Source organism: Varibaculum cambriense DSM 15806, assembly GCF_000420065.1.
Lineage (GTDB): Bacteria > Actinomycetota > Actinomycetes > Actinomycetales > Actinomycetaceae > Varibaculum > Varibaculum cambriense.
On the sequence record NZ_ATUF01000004.1, the window covers coordinates 132534 to 148684 of the forward strand.

The 16151-nt window shown below is 52.7% G+C and carries 13 protein-coding genes and 1 other RNA gene; 13 read left to right on the forward strand and 1 reads right to left on the reverse strand.

The window, feature by feature from the left end; genetic code table 11:
* Window positions 1–139 precede the first annotated feature (139 nt).
* From F605_RS0107145 to F605_RS0107155, 3 genes are all read left to right on the forward strand, one after another.
* Window positions 140–1486: a DUF5692 family protein gene (locus F605_RS0107145; RefSeq protein WP_022865204.1), complete on the forward strand. Its 1347-nt coding sequence runs from the start codon at window positions 140–142 to the stop codon at window positions 1484–1486.
* 47 nt (window positions 1487–1533) lie between these two features.
* Window positions 1534–4368: an excinuclease ABC subunit UvrA gene (uvrA, locus tag F605_RS0107150; RefSeq protein WP_022865205.1), complete on the forward strand. Its 2835-nt coding sequence runs from the start codon at window positions 1534–1536 to the stop codon at window positions 4366–4368.
* Between the two features lie 125 nt (window positions 4369–4493).
* The gene (locus tag F605_RS0107155; protein WP_022865206.1) at window positions 4494–6311 is read left to right on the forward strand and encodes an AMP-dependent synthetase/ligase; all 1818 of its coding nucleotides are present in this window, start codon (window positions 4494–4496) and stop codon (window positions 6309–6311) included.
* A 51-nt stretch (window positions 6312–6362) separates the two neighbouring features.
* Here F605_RS0107155 and rnpB read toward each other — a convergent pair.
* Window positions 6363–6713: RNase P RNA component class A (gene rnpB, locus F605_RS11120), an RNA gene on the reverse strand.
* A 114-nt stretch (window positions 6714–6827) separates the two neighbouring features.
* Here rnpB and F605_RS0107165 point away from each other — a divergent pair.
* From F605_RS0107165 to F605_RS0107210, 10 genes are all read left to right on the forward strand, one after another.
* Window positions 6828–7451, forward strand: coding sequence for an L-threonylcarbamoyladenylate synthase (locus F605_RS0107165; RefSeq protein ID WP_022865207.1), 624 nt, complete (start codon window positions 6828–6830; stop codon window positions 7449–7451).
* Window positions 7451–8803, forward strand: coding sequence for a replication-associated recombination protein A (locus tag F605_RS0107170; RefSeq protein WP_022865208.1), 1353 nt, complete (start codon window positions 7451–7453; stop codon window positions 8801–8803). The genes F605_RS0107165 and F605_RS0107170 overlap by 1 nt, the downstream gene beginning before the upstream one ends.
* 112 nt (window positions 8804–8915) lie before the next feature.
* Window positions 8916–9539, forward strand: a complete 624-nt coding sequence (gene rpsD / locus F605_RS0107175; protein WP_022865209.1) for a 30S ribosomal protein S4 — start codon at window positions 8916–8918, stop codon at window positions 9537–9539.
* 129 nt (window positions 9540–9668) lie between these two features.
* A complete protein-coding gene (locus F605_RS0107180; RefSeq protein ID WP_022865210.1) occupies window positions 9669–10022 on the forward strand; it encodes a DUF948 domain-containing protein in 354 nt (117 codons plus the stop codon).
* Window positions 10022–10198 carry a hypothetical protein gene (locus tag F605_RS11425; RefSeq protein WP_022865211.1) on the forward strand — a complete coding sequence of 59 codons (177 nt, stop codon included), beginning with the start codon at window positions 10022–10024 and terminating at the stop codon, window positions 10196–10198. The genes F605_RS0107180 and F605_RS11425 overlap by 1 nt, the downstream gene beginning before the upstream one ends.
* Window positions 10199–10251: 53 nt before the next feature.
* Window positions 10252–12933, forward strand: a complete 2682-nt coding sequence (gene alaS, locus F605_RS0107190) for an alanine--tRNA ligase (RefSeq protein WP_022865212.1) — start codon at window positions 10252–10254, stop codon at window positions 12931–12933.
* Window positions 12933–13409, forward strand: coding sequence for a Holliday junction resolvase RuvX (ruvX, locus tag F605_RS0107195; RefSeq protein WP_022865213.1), 477 nt, complete (start codon window positions 12933–12935; stop codon window positions 13407–13409). The genes alaS and ruvX overlap by 1 nt, the downstream gene beginning before the upstream one ends.
* On the forward strand, window positions 13409–14665 hold the full coding sequence (mltG, locus tag F605_RS10445) for an endolytic transglycosylase MltG (RefSeq protein ID WP_022865214.1): 1257 nt from the start codon (window positions 13409–13411) through the stop codon (window positions 14663–14665). Before ruvX ends, mltG begins: the two co-directional genes overlap by 1 nt.
* On the forward strand, window positions 14653–15486 hold the full coding sequence (locus F605_RS0107205; protein ID WP_022865215.1) for a shikimate dehydrogenase: 834 nt from the start codon (window positions 14653–14655) through the stop codon (window positions 15484–15486). Before mltG ends, F605_RS0107205 begins: the two co-directional genes overlap by 13 nt.
* Before the next feature lie 4 nt (window positions 15487–15490).
* Entirely contained in the window at window positions 15491–16141 is a 651-nt protein-coding gene (locus tag F605_RS0107210) for a prepilin peptidase (RefSeq protein ID WP_022865216.1), read from the forward strand.
* Window positions 16142–16151: the final 10 nt, after the last annotated feature.

Consider the following 16151-nt stretch of genomic DNA (forward strand, 5'->3'; position numbering starts at 1 on the left):
CCTATCATTATCTGTCGGATTGTAAGGTCTTTTGGATAGGTATTTTATGGTGACGCATCCGCAGGTGGTGTCATTTTAAAAGTTAATAAGTAAGGTCAAAGTAATCGGGCAGCGTGGCCTGGTTAAAAAAGGAATTCTGATGGGATTTTTATGGGAAGTAGGCCCGGTATGGGTCTACCTTTTTTGGATATTAATTTTTGTTCTGCAAATGCTAGTGGCCGAAATGCATCGCCGTTGGACTTGGACTGCCTTTGCCCTTTGGACAGTCGGCGGAGTTTTGCTGATTCCCTATGTCATCATCCACGGGGTTCCTATGGTGGGGTGGTTTCCCTTCGGAAAATTTATTATTATGCTCGCCACGGCTACTATGACGGCATTTCTGCTGCACTGGGGTAAACGCAATCCTCTAAAAGCTCGCCGTTATGCGATTTGGTTTGGGGTTGCCCTCTGGATCGGGCTGGCAGTAAACATCATGGAAGCCAATATTCGCGACCTCACCATCTATTTTGAAGCTGACACCTACCGCGCCTGTGCCACCAACTTCCAATGCCTAATGGATATCGATTCCGCCCGTTCAATTTCGATGATTGAGGGACTACCGGAAACTCGCGGAATCACCGCAGCTAGTGGTTCTGTCGCTTGGTATCAAGCTGCCGCCGAGGCTTTTCAGACCAGCGGAGTAGGAATCGACCCCGCCACTGGGTTCCGCACCATCGGTGGCTATTGGAACCTACTCTCGGCCGCCGCCGGGGTGCTAAACATTATTACTATTACCGGACTGGGAAAAATTTTTGTTTCTTCGGCAAAGAAAGGAAAGGTACAGGGCTTGATTTGGGCGGATATGGCCTGGCCTTGGATTATTGCCTACGATCTGTGGAATCATTCTTTCCTGTACAACTCGCTTGCCGACTATACCTGGTACTGCACTCTGGCGTTACTGCTAGCTTGTACGGTACCTGCCTTCACCTGGGCAAAAGGGCAATGGATCTGGTTCCGTTGTTTCACTTTGATGTTCTGGATTGCGGCCAACAATATCCTCCCGGAACTGCTAGTGCGCCCCTCCATTATGACTAACTACGCCACTATGAACCCAGTGGCCAATGTCGTGTGTGCCTGGTTAGCTTTGCTATCCAATGTGGCGCTGTTTGTTTATTGGCTTTACAAGATGAAGAAACATCACCGTAATCCCTGGACAAACTGCCTCTTCTTTGAGTTGGGGGCGTTTAGAAAAGTTGTAAAGCTCTATGCAGATGACAAAGACAAGTACTTCCTAACTGACTTCATTCCCGAAACTCCCGCCCAGCTGGGTTTGGAACCGGAATCTCCAAAGCCACCAGTAGACGGATATATCGGGTGGATGCCTTGGTGGAAGGAAGATAAACGGTATCCGAAACTGCGCACTCCGCTTTCAGTCGATCCCAAACTGGTCGAGAAAGGGATCAAGTCTGATCCGAGTTGGGATGTTACCAAAGGAAAGGAAGTCTAACTGCCTGTAAAAATGCAAAATAGAACGTTTGTTCGTAGGATAGGAACGTGGATGAAAAACTGGTAGTTAAAGGGGCACGGGAACATAACCTGCGTAACGTGGGTATTGAGATTCCTCGCGATCAGATGGTGGTGTTTACCGGGCTGTCCGGTTCGGGGAAGTCTTCACTGGCTTTCGATACCATTTTCGCGGAAGGACAACGCCGCTATGTAGAGTCTCTGTCCTCTTATGCTCGCCAGTTCTTGGGGCGCCTGGATAAGCCAGATGTGGATTTTATTGCCGGGCTTTCTCCGGCGGTTTCTATCGACCAAAAATCTACCTCCCGGAATCCGCGTTCTACCGTCGGTACGATTACCGAGGTCTACGACTACTTACGTTTACTTTATGCCCGCGCCGGGCAGGCTTACTGCCCGGAATGCGGGGAAAAAATCCAGGCGCAAACCGCGCAACAGATCGTGGATCGGCTGCTAACCCTGCCGGAAAAAACCCGGTTTCAGATTTTGGCTCCGGTGGTGCGCGGCCGTAAAGGCGAATATAGCGAACTGTTTGCGGACCTGGTGTCCCAGGGGTTCTCGGCGGCAGTGGTCGACGGGGAAACCGTGCGTCTTACTCAGCCACCTAAGCTGGAACGCAAAATCAAACACGATATTTTTGTGCGCGTCGATCGCCTAGTTATGAAAGAGGGGGTACGCACCCGACTTTCTGACTCGATTGAGACCGCCCTGAAACTAGCAGACGGACTAGTAGTGGTGGATTTTGTGGATCGAGATGTTTCTGATCCTCAGCGGTCGCGGCGTTTTTCTGAAAATCGCGCCTGCCCCAATGATCACCCCCTACAGCTGGAGGAAATTGAGCCACGTACATTTTCCTTCAATGCTCCCTATGGGGCTTGTCCAGATTGCTCCGGCCTGGGATCGCATCTAGAGGTTGATCCGGAACTGGTGGTTCCCAACCCGGAACTTTCTATCGCCGAGGGCGCGATTCGCCCCTGGTCCACCAAAAATAAATATCTAATGCACATGGTCGCGGGGCTAGGGGAGGAACTGGGATTCGATCTGGATACTCCCTTCCGCGAGCTATCGGCCGCCGAAAAGAAAGCTCTGTTACGAGGGCGCGACTATCGGGTGAAAGTAAAGTTCCGGAATCGTTGGGGAAGAATGCGCACCTATTCTTCTGGATTCGAGGGAGCGATCCCTTGGATTATGCGCAAGCGCGAAGAAACCGAGTCCGAAGTAATGCGCGCCCGCTACGAAGGCTATATGCGCCAGGTGCCTTGTTCTACCTGTCACGGTGCCCGTCTAAAACCGGAAGTTTTGGCGGTAAAAATCGGGAAACTAAATATCGCAGAGCTAACAAAACTTTCAATCGCTGCCAGTGGTAAATATCTAGCGGAAGTGGAACTTACCGGACCGGCCAAGAAAATCGCGGAACCTATTCTGAAAGAAGTGCAGGTACGCTTGCAATTCTTACAAGATGTGGGTCTGGGCTATTTAACCCTAGCGCGGGGAGCAGCCACGCTTTCCGGGGGAGAAGCCCAGCGGATTCGCCTGGCCACCCAGATCGGGTCGGGGCTGGTCGGAGTACTTTATGTGCTCGATGAGCCTTCGATTGGGTTGCATCAACGTGATAATCATAAGCTGATCGAAACCCTCAAGAAGCTACGCGATCTCGGGAATACGCTGCTGGTGGTGGAGCATGACGAGGACACTATTCGCGCTAGCGACTGGATAGTTGATATCGGGCCGGAAGCCGGAGAACACGGGGGAGAAGTCCTCTATTCGGGTCCAGTACCGGGGATCGCGGATTGTAAGCGCTCCCTCACGGGGCAATATTTATCGGGGAAAAAGCAAATCGCAATCCCCGAAAAACGACGCCAGATCGAAAAAGAGCGACAACTAAAAATTATTGGGGCGCGCGAAAACAATCTCAAGAATATAGATGTTTCGATTCCTCTAGGTAAGTTAGTGCTGGTAACCGGGGTGTCGGGGTCGGGTAAATCCACCCTGATTAACCAGGTAATGTACCAGGCGCTAGCCGCGAAGCTGCAGCGAAAAAGAGTGGTTCCCGGGCGCCATAAAGAGATTGCAGGCATCGAGCATCTGGACAAGGTGGTGCACGTAGATCAAAGCCCGATTGGGCGTAATCCTCGCTCCAACCCGGCTACCTATACCGGGGTGTGGGATGCTGTCCGCGCCCTCTTTGCGCAAACCCCGGAAGCACAGCTACGCGGATATGGACCCGGGCGTTTCTCCTTCAATGTGAAAGGAGGACGCTGCGAGTCTTGTAAAGGGGACGGCACCCTCAAGATTGAGATGAACTTCCTGCCGGACGTGTATGTGCCCTGTGAGGTGTGTGGGGGTGCGCGCTATAACCAGGAAACCTTAGAGATTAAATATCGAGGCAAATCGGTAGCTGAGGTGCTCGATATGCCAATCAGTGAAGCGGCAGAATTCTTCGCTCCCATAAATAAAATCTCGCGCCATCTGAATACCTTAGTAGAAGTGGGACTAGGATACCTGCGGCTAGGTCAAAGCGCCACCACCCTATCCGGTGGGGAAGCCCAACGGGTCAAACTGGCCAGTGAACTGCAGAGACGGTCCAATGGGCGCACCATTTATGTACTCGATGAACCCACCACCGGGCTGCACCTGGAAGATATCCGTAAATTAATGCTGGTGTTGCAGTCCTTGGTTGACAAGGGCAACTCGGTAATCGTGATCGAGCATAATCTGGATGTGATCAAGTGCGCCGATTGGGTGATTGATTTAGGTCCCGAGGGCGGAGACGGCGGAGGCAGGCTAGTGGCTCAAGGTACTCCGGAGCAAGTAGCAAAAGTCAAAGCTTCCTACACCGGACAGTACCTGCGCGCAATGTTGAAGTGAGGTTCTCTTAAAGAAAGAGAGCAATGAGACAAGTAATGCCGAAGCTGAAAGAATAACGGCTCATGTCTTTTCCGCTGTGCTAATCTACGGGAAAGAGAAACCTATTTTGAATTGGAGATTCGCCAATGGGAGCTCCCCTTATCGATCTATTGCAATTCACTTCGGTGTCTGCAGCAGTCCTTGATCGTGCGCGCAGGCGTCCGCGGCAAATAGCGGTCGAACGTCCTTCAGTATTGGGTGCAGCTTGGGAGAAAATCTCGGCAGCTTCTCTGGGAGACGCGATCCGGGCAGCCGGTTTAGGGTGGATCGGACTGGGACTCGAACCGGGAGATGCGGTTTCTATTTTAGGATCCACCTCTTACGAGTGGATGGTTATGGATCTGGGGGCGCAAGCAGCGGGGCTGGTAACGGTACCTATCTACGAAACTGATTCCTACGAACAGGTGAAGTGGATTACGCAAAAAGCCCAGGTAAAGGCGGTTATTACCGATTCTACGGTACAAGCCAATATGATCCGTCAGCTAGATAAAGAACCGGAACTCGCCGGGCAAATCTCGGTGGTTTTTTCTCTAGATGACTCTGGTTTTACCCGACTGCTAGAACACGGACGCGCTATTTCCCCCGCGGAACTTGATGAACGCTTAGTACAAATAAAACTTGATGACCTGTGCACTATTGTTTTTACTTCCGGGACTACCGGGCGTCCCAAAGGGGTGGAAATTACCCACGCAAACTTTTTGCGTCCCTTAAACGCGGTAATCGAACGGCGCAGTTGGAACGACTGGATTTACAACCCGGGGGCGCGGGTTATTTATTTTCTGCCAGTAGCCCACGTACTCGCGCGTTTCTTGGGATACCAGCAGCTGGTAGGACACGGTACCGCCGCATTTTTGCCCAACCCGAAAACCATTGTGCAAGATATGCAGACCTTTAAACCGAACGCGCTGCTAGTGGTACCGCGGGTGCTGGAAAAAATTTATAACGCTGCTGATGCTACTGCTGGTTCTGGGATTAAACTGCGGATTTTCCGGATGGCAGCCCGCACCGCCGAGCAGTGGGCGCGCCTGAAAGAATCGGGCGAAGAAATTTCTTTCGGACAAAAAGTCAAGATTCGCATGGCTCGACGGCTAGTCCTAAATAAGATTCGCAAACTGATGGGCGGTAACCTGCAGGGTATCGTATCTGGGGGAGCCCCTATGGCCGAGCGGCTCGGCCGGTTCTTTATCGGGTGCGGAATCGAAGTCTTGCAAGGATATGGCGCTACCGAAACTAGTGGACCTCTGACTATGTCTGACCGGATCGGAAATAAAACCGGATATGTGGGGCAACCGTTGCTGTGTAATGAAGTGCGTCTGGGTGAGGGCGGCGAGCTGCAGGCACGCGGAGGCTCGATTATGCGCGGCTATCACGGGGAAGAGCAACTTACCCGGGAAGCCTTTACCGAGGATGGGTGGCTAAAAACCGGGGATATCGCGCAGATCGATCCGGATGGAAACGTTAAAATTACCGGACGCGCTAAGGAAATCATTGTGACTGCCGGGGGGAAAAACGTGGCCCCCGAGGTTTTAGAAGAACGCCTGAAGGGGCATCCCCTCATCTCGCAGGTGATGGTGGTGGGGGACAATAAACCGTTCGTAGCGGCCTTAGTCACTCTCGATAAAGAAATGTTGCCCACCTGGCTGAAAAATCACGGCATCGCGCAAATGGATGTTACCCGCGCCGCCCGTGATCCGCGGGTATTGGAGGCCTTACAGCGGGCAGTCCAGCGCACCAACCGGGCAGTATCTCGGGCAGAATCTATCCGTAAAATCAAAGTACTTACCACCGAGTGGACTACTGAAAATGGGATGCTGACCCCGTCACTAAAGATTAAACGTAATCGGATTCGGGATGCCTATGGGGAGCAAATCGAGGATCTCTACGCCAAGACAGACAAGAAATAATTCCGATGCTCTTTTACGCCCTGTCCCCGGGGTATCGATCGAAAGTTTCGGGAGATCAGCCGGCCTATAAGCCGGGTTCTGTACTGGCTATGCCAGCGGCGACCATCTATCTACGACGTACATTACCGCACGCCTTTAGCAACCTACCCGCAAGTTAAAGGCGGACCACCGAACTTGCTGCTTGGTCTTGCTCCGGATGGGGTTTACCTAGCTGGTCAAGTCACCTTGACCACTGGTGGTCTCTTACACCGCCTTTTCACCCTTACCAACGCTAGCGCGTGGCGGTTTGTTTTCTGCGGCACTAGCCCGCGGGTCGCCCCGGGTGGCTGTTAGCCATCATCCTGTCCTGTGGAGCCCGGACTTTCCTCGACTATCGCTAGCCGCGGCCGCCCGGCCGACTGATCCGGGTCAATAATACCCAAAACCGCCCTCTGGTCGAAAGCAAAGCGCGATTGTATGAATCCGCAATGATAAATAGCAGTAACCGATTTTTCTAGGGTTGCTAGACTGGGAGACATGGTTGCCTATATAGATATTCACCCAGTTAATCCGCAAGCGCGGTTAATCACTAAAGCTGCTGACATTATTCGAGATGGGGGAGTGATCGCTTACCCTACTGATTCGGGATATGCCCTGGGCTGTAAACTCGGGAACAAAGCGGGGCTAGAGCGGATCCAAAATATCCGCAAGCTACCTAAAACCCATAACTTTACCCTCATCTGTCATGACTTTAAGCAGCTGGGGAAGCTGGTAATTGTAGACAATTCGGCGTTTAAGCTAATAAATCGGCTTACTCCCGGGCCTTTTACCTTCATTATGAAGGGTGACAAAGCGGTACCGCGGATCATGGTCAACCCCAAGAAAAAGACCGTAGGGGCACGGATTCCCAATCACCTAACCACCTTGGCGCTGGTAGAAGAATTGGGGGAGCCCCTGATGTCCTCCACTTTAATTTTGCCGGATAAAGAGGTACCAGAAGCTAACGGTTGGGAAATCCGCGACGAAATTGGTTACCTGCTAGATGCGGTAATTGAAGGGCCGGTAGAAGAAGCTCGTCCTACCACGGTTATTGATCTAACCGGAGAAGTTCCCGAGGTGGTTCGCCAGGGTGCCGGTGATCTTTCGGACGTAATGCTCTAGTGGATCTTTTCCAGCAGGCCGCGCTCAACGAACAGGGGATACCCGCGTTCTCCGACACCGCACCTTTGGCGGTGCGGATGCGTCCACTCAATATTGACGAGGTAGTCGGGCAAGCACATTTGCTGGAGCCGGGATCTCCCCTAAGGCGACTTTTAGAACCTCAGGGCAGCGCGGGCGCGGTTAACTCTATTATTTTTTGGGGTCCGCCGGGAACTGGGAAAACCACCCTGGCCTATCTGGTAGCCACCGTCTCGCAGCGAAGCTTCGTTGAGGTCAGCGCGGTTTCTGCTGGAGTCAAAGAAGTACGAGCAGTTATCAAGGAGGCGCGCGGGCAGCTACGCGCTACCGGGAAACAAACCGTACTTTTTGTGGACGAGGTGCATCGCTTCTCTAAGTCCCAGCAAGACGCCCTCCTGCCAGCAGTCGAAAACTCTTGGGTAATTTTGGTGGCGGCCACTACCGAGAACCCTTCCTTCTCAGTAGTATCTCCGTTGCTATCGCGCTCTTTGCTCCTTACTTTGAACCCGCTAACTAAGCAGGACGTGAAAGAAGTGCTGCGGCGCGCCCTCACCGATGAACGCGGGCTGAAAGGGAAGGTAACAGCCAACGAGGACGCCCTAACTCGCCTTGCGGATTTAGGGGGAGCCGATGGACGCAAAGCGCTTACTTTATTAGAGGCCGCCGCCGAGGGGGCGCTCTCTGCGGGACGCAGCGCCCTGACCACTGAAGATATTGCCCGCGCTGCCGATACCGCAATAGTGAAATATGATCGCGATGATCACTATGACGTGATTAGTGCTTTTATTAAGTCTATGCGCGGCTCCGATGTGGATGCCACCTTGCATTATTTGGCGCGCATGATTGAAGGGGGAGAGGACCCCCGATTCATTGCGCGCCGGATCATGATTTGTGCCAGCGAAGATGTGGGGATGGCTGACCCGCATGCGTTACAAATTGCGGTGTCTGCCGCGCAGGCAGTCCAGATGATTGGAATGCCCGAGGGGCGGATTATTTTGGCCGAGGCTGCGGTGACAGTAGCTACCGCCCCGAAATCTAATGCGTCCTATATGGCAATCGAAGCCGCAATCAAAGATGTCCGCGCCGGAAAAAGTGACCCGGTACCTACCCATCTGCGTGATTCTCATTACCCTGGAGCTAAGAAGCTGGGAGTATCCGGATATAAATACGCGCATGATTATCCGCACCATATTGTGAAACAAACTTATCTACCTGCATCTTTAGTTGGTACTCGCTATTATTACCCGACCGATAACGGCTACGAAGATTTGGTTTCTAAACGCTTACACACCATCCGGGGCATTTTGGCCAATGGCGATGGTGAACCAAAATAAGCTAGTCTAAAACAGTTGCCTACCGGCAACCCTGGGGTCTTAGCCCGCGTGGTGACCCCACCGGCATGACCGGTGAAATGCAAATTGAAGAACACATACAGGAGAAAACTAAATGGGAAATAAGCGTTCGCGCAAACAGGTTCGTCTATCTCGTGCTTTGGGAATCGCGTTAACCCCCAAGGCGCAGCGTTACTTTGACCGCCGCCCCTATGGGCCCGGCGAACATGGGCGGGCTCGGCGTCGTAGCGAATCTGACTACGCTATCCGTTTGAAGGAAAAGCAGCGTCTGCGTGCCCAATACAATATCCGCGAGGCTCAGATGCATCGCCTATTCGAAGAGGCGCGGCGGATTAAAGGTATGACCGGTGACAACCTGATTATGCTGCTGGAGTCGCGTCTAGATGCCCTGGTATTGCGCTCTGGCTTTGCTCGCTCTATGCCGCAGGCTCGCCAGACGGTAGTTCACCGTCACGTCCTGGTTGATGGCAAACCGGTTGATCGTCCCTCTTATCGGGTAAAGCCGGGTCAAGTTATTCAGATTTGCCCTAAGTCCCAGACCAAAGATCCCTTTATTGTGGCAGCTGCGGGCTCTCACCGCGATGTACTCCCGGATGTGCCCCCCTATCTGGATGTGAATCTGGAACAGCTGCAGGCAACTTATCTGCGTTTGCCTGAGCGCGATGAAATCCCGGTAGTGTGCGATCTGCAGATGGTGGTTGAGCACTACTCACGCTAATCAAATATTCTTGTTACTTGATGCCTCCCGATTTTTCGGGGGGCATCAAGCATATTCGGCTTGGTTCTGGACTTTGCGCTCGGTAGGGTAAATTAGCTACATACAAGCATTCTTTAGGAAGGAATAACAATGAGCGTGGGTGAGATTGCTTCATTAATCGCCGCTATAGCTTTTTTGCTATTAGTAATGTTCCTCGCGATACCGCTATGGAAATTGGGTAAAGTCTTTGATCAGTTGCAAGGATCAATTGAACAGGTAGCCGCCGACACCGGAGATACTGTTAAGGAAGTTTCCCAAACGGTTCGAGATGCCAATGCCCAGCTGGTGCGAGTCGATGCGGTTACCACTTCCGCTGCGCAAGTCGCGCAAGATATCTCTGCGGTTTCTACCTTGGTGTCTTCCACCTTCGCCGGTCCTTTAATTAAACTCTCAGCCTTCTCTTATGCGGCTCGTAAAATGTTTAACCGGAAAGGGCAAGACTGATGAAAAAACTGGTCAAACTAGGGATCGCGATAGCGGTTGTGGGGGTTGTTGCCTACTCGATTCCTCCAGTACGTGAGCAGATCCAGGCTGCCGGTACCGCTTTTCGAAAAGATTTCGAAATTCGAGAAAGGCAGTTGCGGGCGGCGCTAATGCCCGAAACCACTCCTTTAAGTTAGTTAAGCGTATTCACCTAGGAGGTCGCTCCTCCTAACTAAGATTTAGAGGCATAATGCAAACTTCTGAGATTCGTACCCGTTGGCTCGACTATTTCGCGAAGCAGGGACACCACCTAGCACCTTCCGTTCCCTTGGTTTCTCCGGATAAGTCGATTCTGTTTACCATTGCGGGAATGGTGCCGTTCATCCCCTATATTGTCGGTACTGAGCCGGCACCCTGGCCGCGAGTAGCCAGCGTGCAAAAATGCATCCGCACCAACGATATTGACGAAGTTGGTAAAACCACTCGGCATGGCACTTTCTTCCAGATGTGTGGAAACTTTAGTTTCGGCGACTATTTTAAGCAGGGTGCCTCCAAGATGGCCTGGGATCTGCTCACCGGCTCCGTTAAAGAGGGTAAATACGGCCTGGATGGAGACAAACTCTGGGTAACCATTTGGGAGCAAGATGCCGAGGCCGAGGACGTGTGGCTAAACCAGATCGGCCTCGATCCGATGCATCTGCAAAAACTGCCGCGAGAAGAAATCTTTTGGGATACCGGGCAGCCCGGACCGGCTGGGCCTTGCGCTGAAATCCACTTTGATCGCGGTAGCGCTTACGGCCCGGAGGGAGGACCGGAAGTAGATACCGGCGGAGACCGCTACCTGGAACTGTGGAACCTGGTATTCGACCAATACCTACGGGGAGAAGGCCTGGGCAAAGACTATCCGCTGCTCGGAGAGCTGGATAAAAAGTGTATTGATACCGGACTAGGACTGGAGCGGCTGGCGTTCTTGCTACAGGGCAAGGACAATATGTACGAAATTGACCAGGTGTTCCCGGTAATTGAAAAAGCCCAGGAACTTTCGGGCAAGCACTACACCCAGGGTAAAACTTCGAAAGACCCCAATGATATTCGGATGCGGGTAGTTGCTGACCATGTACGCAGCGCCCTAATGCTGATTGGGGACGGGGTGCGTCCCGGCAATGATGGGCGCGGATACGTCTTGCGCCGTCTGATTCGCCGGGTAGTACGCGCCATGCGACTGCTGGGAGTAACCAAGCCGGTGTTCCCGGATCTGCTCCCAGTTTCCAAACAGGTGATGGCCGCTTCCTATCCGGAGCTGGACAAGGATTGGCAAACCATTTCTACGGTGGCCTATGAAGAAGAGGACGCCTTTAGACGCACTCTCGAATCGGGAACCTTGATTTTTGACCAGGCTGTTACCCGCCTTAAGCAACGTCACGAAAGCCAGCTATCGGGTAAAGATGCCTTCGCCTTGCATGACACCTACGGTTTTCCGATTGATCTGACTATTGAGATGGCCGAGGAACACGGTATCCAGGTTGATCGAGAGAAGTTCGCTCAGCTGATGCAGGAGCAAAAGAACCGTGCCCGCAAAGATGCCCGGGCTAAAAAGACTGGGCACGTGGATGCGCGCATCTATCATGAACTGGAAGCGGAACTCGGTCACGAAGTCGAGTTCGTGGGCTATACCGAAGACAGCTGCAATGCCAAAGTAATTGGACTGCTAGCTGATGGCCAGGCAGTACCGGCCGTTTCTAAGGGAAGCAATGTCGAAATCGTCTTAGATGCCACTCCGTTTTATGCGGAAATGGGCGGACAGCTCGCTGATCACGGAGTAATTCGCTCCTTCCAGGGCGCTAAGTTTAAGGTCGAAGATGTACAGAGTCCGGTTGCCGGTCTGCGAGTACATCGCGGAACCCTGGAGCAGGGGCAGCTGACCGTGGGCGACGAGGTGGTGGCCGCAATCGATACTGCACGCAGGAAAGCTATTGCCCGCGCCCATACCGCTACCCATATGTTGCATAAAGCCCTGCAAGAAAACCTGGGGGCGCAGGCTACCCAGGCCGGCTCAGAAAACAATGAGAACCGCTTGCGTTTCGATTTCCACCACACCCGCGCTTTGAGTGGGGAACAAATGACGTCGATTGCAGATCGGATTAATGACCGCTTGCGGGATAACCTGGAAGTGAACACTGAGGTTATGCCGATTGAAGAGGCCAAAAAGTCTGGTGCTACCGCCCTGTTTGGAGAAAAATATGGCTCTCTGGTGCGGGTAGTCGATATTGGTGATGGCTGGGATCGCGAATTCTGCGGCGGAACCCATATGCCCAGTACTGGATACCTGGGACAAGTGGTGTTGATGGGAGAAAACTCCATTGGTTCCGGAGTACGCCGGATCGAAGCTCTGGTAGCCGACGAAGCTAATCAATTCCAAGCTAAAGAACACGCCCTGGTTTCGCAGATAGCTTCCATTATGGGAACTAAACCGGAAGAAATTCCGGCTCGGATTGATGATGCTTTGATGCGCTTGAAACAGGCCCAAAAGAAGCTGGCAAAATTGCAAGAAGAATCGCTCTTATCTCGAGTAGGGGTAATCGCTGCCTCCGCGAAAGAAATTCATGGAGCCCGGGTGATTACTTTTAACGCGGGAGAAGTCTCTGCGGACTCGCTTCGCGCCCTTGCCCAGTCTCTCAGGCAGCGGCTCGAAGATACTTGCGCAGTGATTAGCATCGGCGGTATCGCTAAAGAGCGTCCGCTGGTGATCGTAGCCACTACGCAGCAAGCCCGCGACGGGGGACTCAAAGCTGGTGACCTAGTTAAAGTAGCTGCCCAAACTATGGGAGGGGGCGGAGGAGGCCGACCCGACCTAGCACAGGGGGGCGGTAAAGACGCAGGTAAGTTGGCTGAGGCTCTGCAGGCGATCGAACGAGAGATTGCAAATAGCTGATGCGCACTGGCGTCAGATTCGCGATAGATCTGGGTACTAGACGAATCGGGGTGGCTCGCTCTGATGCGGCAGGTATCTTGGCATTACCGGTGGAAACGGTTTACCGTGAGGGCGGGCAAGAAATGTTTCGCATCACGGAATTGGTAGCCGAGTATAATGCCAAGGAAATCATCATCGGCCTGCCCCGTTTACTCAGTGGAAAAGAAGGAAAAAACGCTGCTGATGTGCGCTCTTGGGGTGCCGAGTTGGAACAGCTGTTACCTACTTGTAACATAAGACTTGTAGATGAGCGTCTTACCTCGGTAAGTGCCCATCAACAATTGCGCTCTGCCGGACTCGGTGGGCGTGAGCACAAAAGCGTCGTAGACCAGCAGGCGGCAGTGTTAATCCTGGAGCAGGCGCTAGAAATAGAACGGCGAACCGGGAGAGCCCCGGGATTGCCACTGGGTAACGGATCTGAAAGCGAGGGGGCCTGATGAGCCGGGAAGAAGAAACTATCCCGCCTAAGCGGCATTTTCCATCCCGCCGCGCCGATAAACCAAACGGTACGGACGCATCGCAAAATCAAGATTCCGCTAACCTTGACAGCTATTGGGAAGGGGAGTCGACAGAGCCTGCCCATCCGCACATGGCGGTTACGGGACGGAGCGCCCGGCGTAAAGCTCGCCGTAAAAAACGCACTATTGCCGTAGTGGTAATCCTGGTAGTCGTCGGTTTAATTACTGGAGCCTCAGTTATTGCGGCTAGAGAACTCGGGGGAATCAGCGGAATAATTTCTGGGGGCGAAGACTTCGAAGGTAAAGGTACCGGGGAAGTAATTATCGAGATCCCGGAAGGAGCCTCGGGTAAAGCCATCGGCGCGATCCTGGAAAAAGAAGGAGTAATCGCAGACGCGGACGTCTTTGCCGATATTTTCAAGAAAAATTCTTTGGCCCAAGGGGTGCAGGCTGGACGGTTTAGACTGCACAAACGGATGTCTTCCCGGGAAGCTTTGGCGATGCTGTTAGATCCGGCCTCAAAAGCAGAAATTAAGGTAACTATTCCCCCCGGTTTTACCGTTAAGCAAATTAAGACCCGCCTGGAAGAAACGGCCGGTTTCAGTAATGATCAGGTGGCTGAGGCCTTTGCTGATCCCGCCGATTACGGTATTCCCGGGCAAAGTGAAGAGTCTTTCGAAGGATGGCTAGCTCCCGATACCTATACGGTTTCCACTAAAATGACCGCGAAAGATCTGGTAAAAACCATGGTGGATACCCAGATTAAGCGCTTAGATGAGGCCGGAGTGGCTCCTGAGCAGCGAGCTGGCGTCCTCATCAAGGCTTCTATCTTAGAAAAAGAAGTAAATCTTGATAAGTATTACGCCCAGGTAGCCAGGGTTATAGAGAATCGGCTCCAAGATAATCCGGATACCCACGGATTCTTGCAAATGGATTCTACGGTGGTTTACGGGCTCGGCCGCTCGGGAGGGATTCCCAATAGTGAGGATCTAAAACAAGATACTCCTTATAACACCTATAAACATAAGGGACTGCCCCCAACTGCCATCGGGACGGTCGGGCAAAAGGCACTGCAAGCGGCGGTGAAACCGGCGGAAGGAAAATGGCTCTACTTCACTACGGTGAACCTGGACAGTGGGGAAACTAAGTTCTCCCTCACCTTGGATGAGCAGAAAAAGAATGTGGAAGAACTAAAGCAGTGGTGTCAGCAAAACCAGGGCAAATGCAAACGCTAGCCCCCTGGGCAGCGGTAATCGGATCACCGATTCAGCATTCGCTGTCTCCTTTTCTCCACCAGGCAGCTTATCGGGATCTTGGACTAAATATTGACTACCGCCGGATAGAGATTACCAAGGAAACGATAGGCTCCTTTTTGGCCAGCTGGCCAGAGGGACTGGTGGGGTTGTCGGTAACTATGCCCTTAAAACAGGTGATTATTCCCCTGCTGTCCCAGGTCGATGGGCTAGCAAAAGCCGTGGGAGCAGTCAATACCGTGGTGCCCTTCCCGGGAGGAATTACCGCGGGATTTAACACTGATGTTTATGGGCTGGTGACAGCCATTAAAGAAGCAAAAGGCCGCGAGTTTAGCCCCGAAAGAGCAGTCATAGTAGGATCGGGAGCTACTGCGTCCTCGGCGCTAGCAGCTTTAGGGGAACTTCAGGCCGGTCAGATTAATCTGCTGGCCCGCCGAGTATCGGGGGCAGGTAACGCGGTGCAGGCGGCGACCCGGCTGGGAATCGATCCTGGATATATGCCCCTAGCGGCTGGAGAAAAAGCCCGAGAAACCCTACAAGCAGCAGACTTGATTATTTCCACCGTTCCCCGCGCAGTCTTGGATGATTTCTATCAAACTATTTCCTTTAACCCTGAACAGACCGTATTAGATATTGTTTATGACCCCTGGCCGAGCGAATTGGTTAAACAAGCTAGCCGCAGCGGCGCCACCATCATCTCCGGTAAAGTCATGCTGCTACATCAGGCCTTGATGCAAGTGAAACTCTTTACCTCCCGCACTCCCAACCTAGAAGCTATGCGAACAGCTCTTAAGGAGGCATAACGGCATGAAAATGCAACTGTTAGTCCTAGTTATCGCGCTAATATTCGCAGGAATTGGCAATTTGGTATATGGGCTGCCTAAGGTGGAAAAATATTTTCGCCTGTCTGGGAAAGCCAGAGGGGGCTGGAACCAGCCCTGGGTAATTGGCATAGTATCGGCACTGGCAGTGCTGGTAGCAGTAATCTGGCGTTTCGGGTCGATCAATTTGCTGCTACTGTTCCCGCTCTTCACCCTGGGGACAGTGCTTACCGTTATTGATGCCGGCACCCACCGGCTACCGCGCTCGATGACGGCAACTTTCTTGACCTTGGTGGTAGTGGCGGTAGTCCTGGCTGGTTTCATTACCGGCCAATGGGTTAAACCGGCATATGCGCTAATCGTAGCGATCGGGAGCTTCATCTTACTGCTCCCGGGCACTTTTGTTCGCCACGGTATCGGAGCGGGGGATTTGCGGTTAGTTCCACTTTTAATGGCATTGGCTACCTGCTCTTCTTGGCATTGCCTATTGGCTATGGGGATACTCTCCGTAGCAGGTAGCGGCCTATGGGCGCTTTACCTGGTGATAGCGAAAAAAGCCAGCGGTTCCACCCGCTTAGCTTTCGGTCCCTGGTTGTTAGCAGCCACCTATATCGCTCTGCTGGTGGTTCCCCGCTAGGAAAAATCTG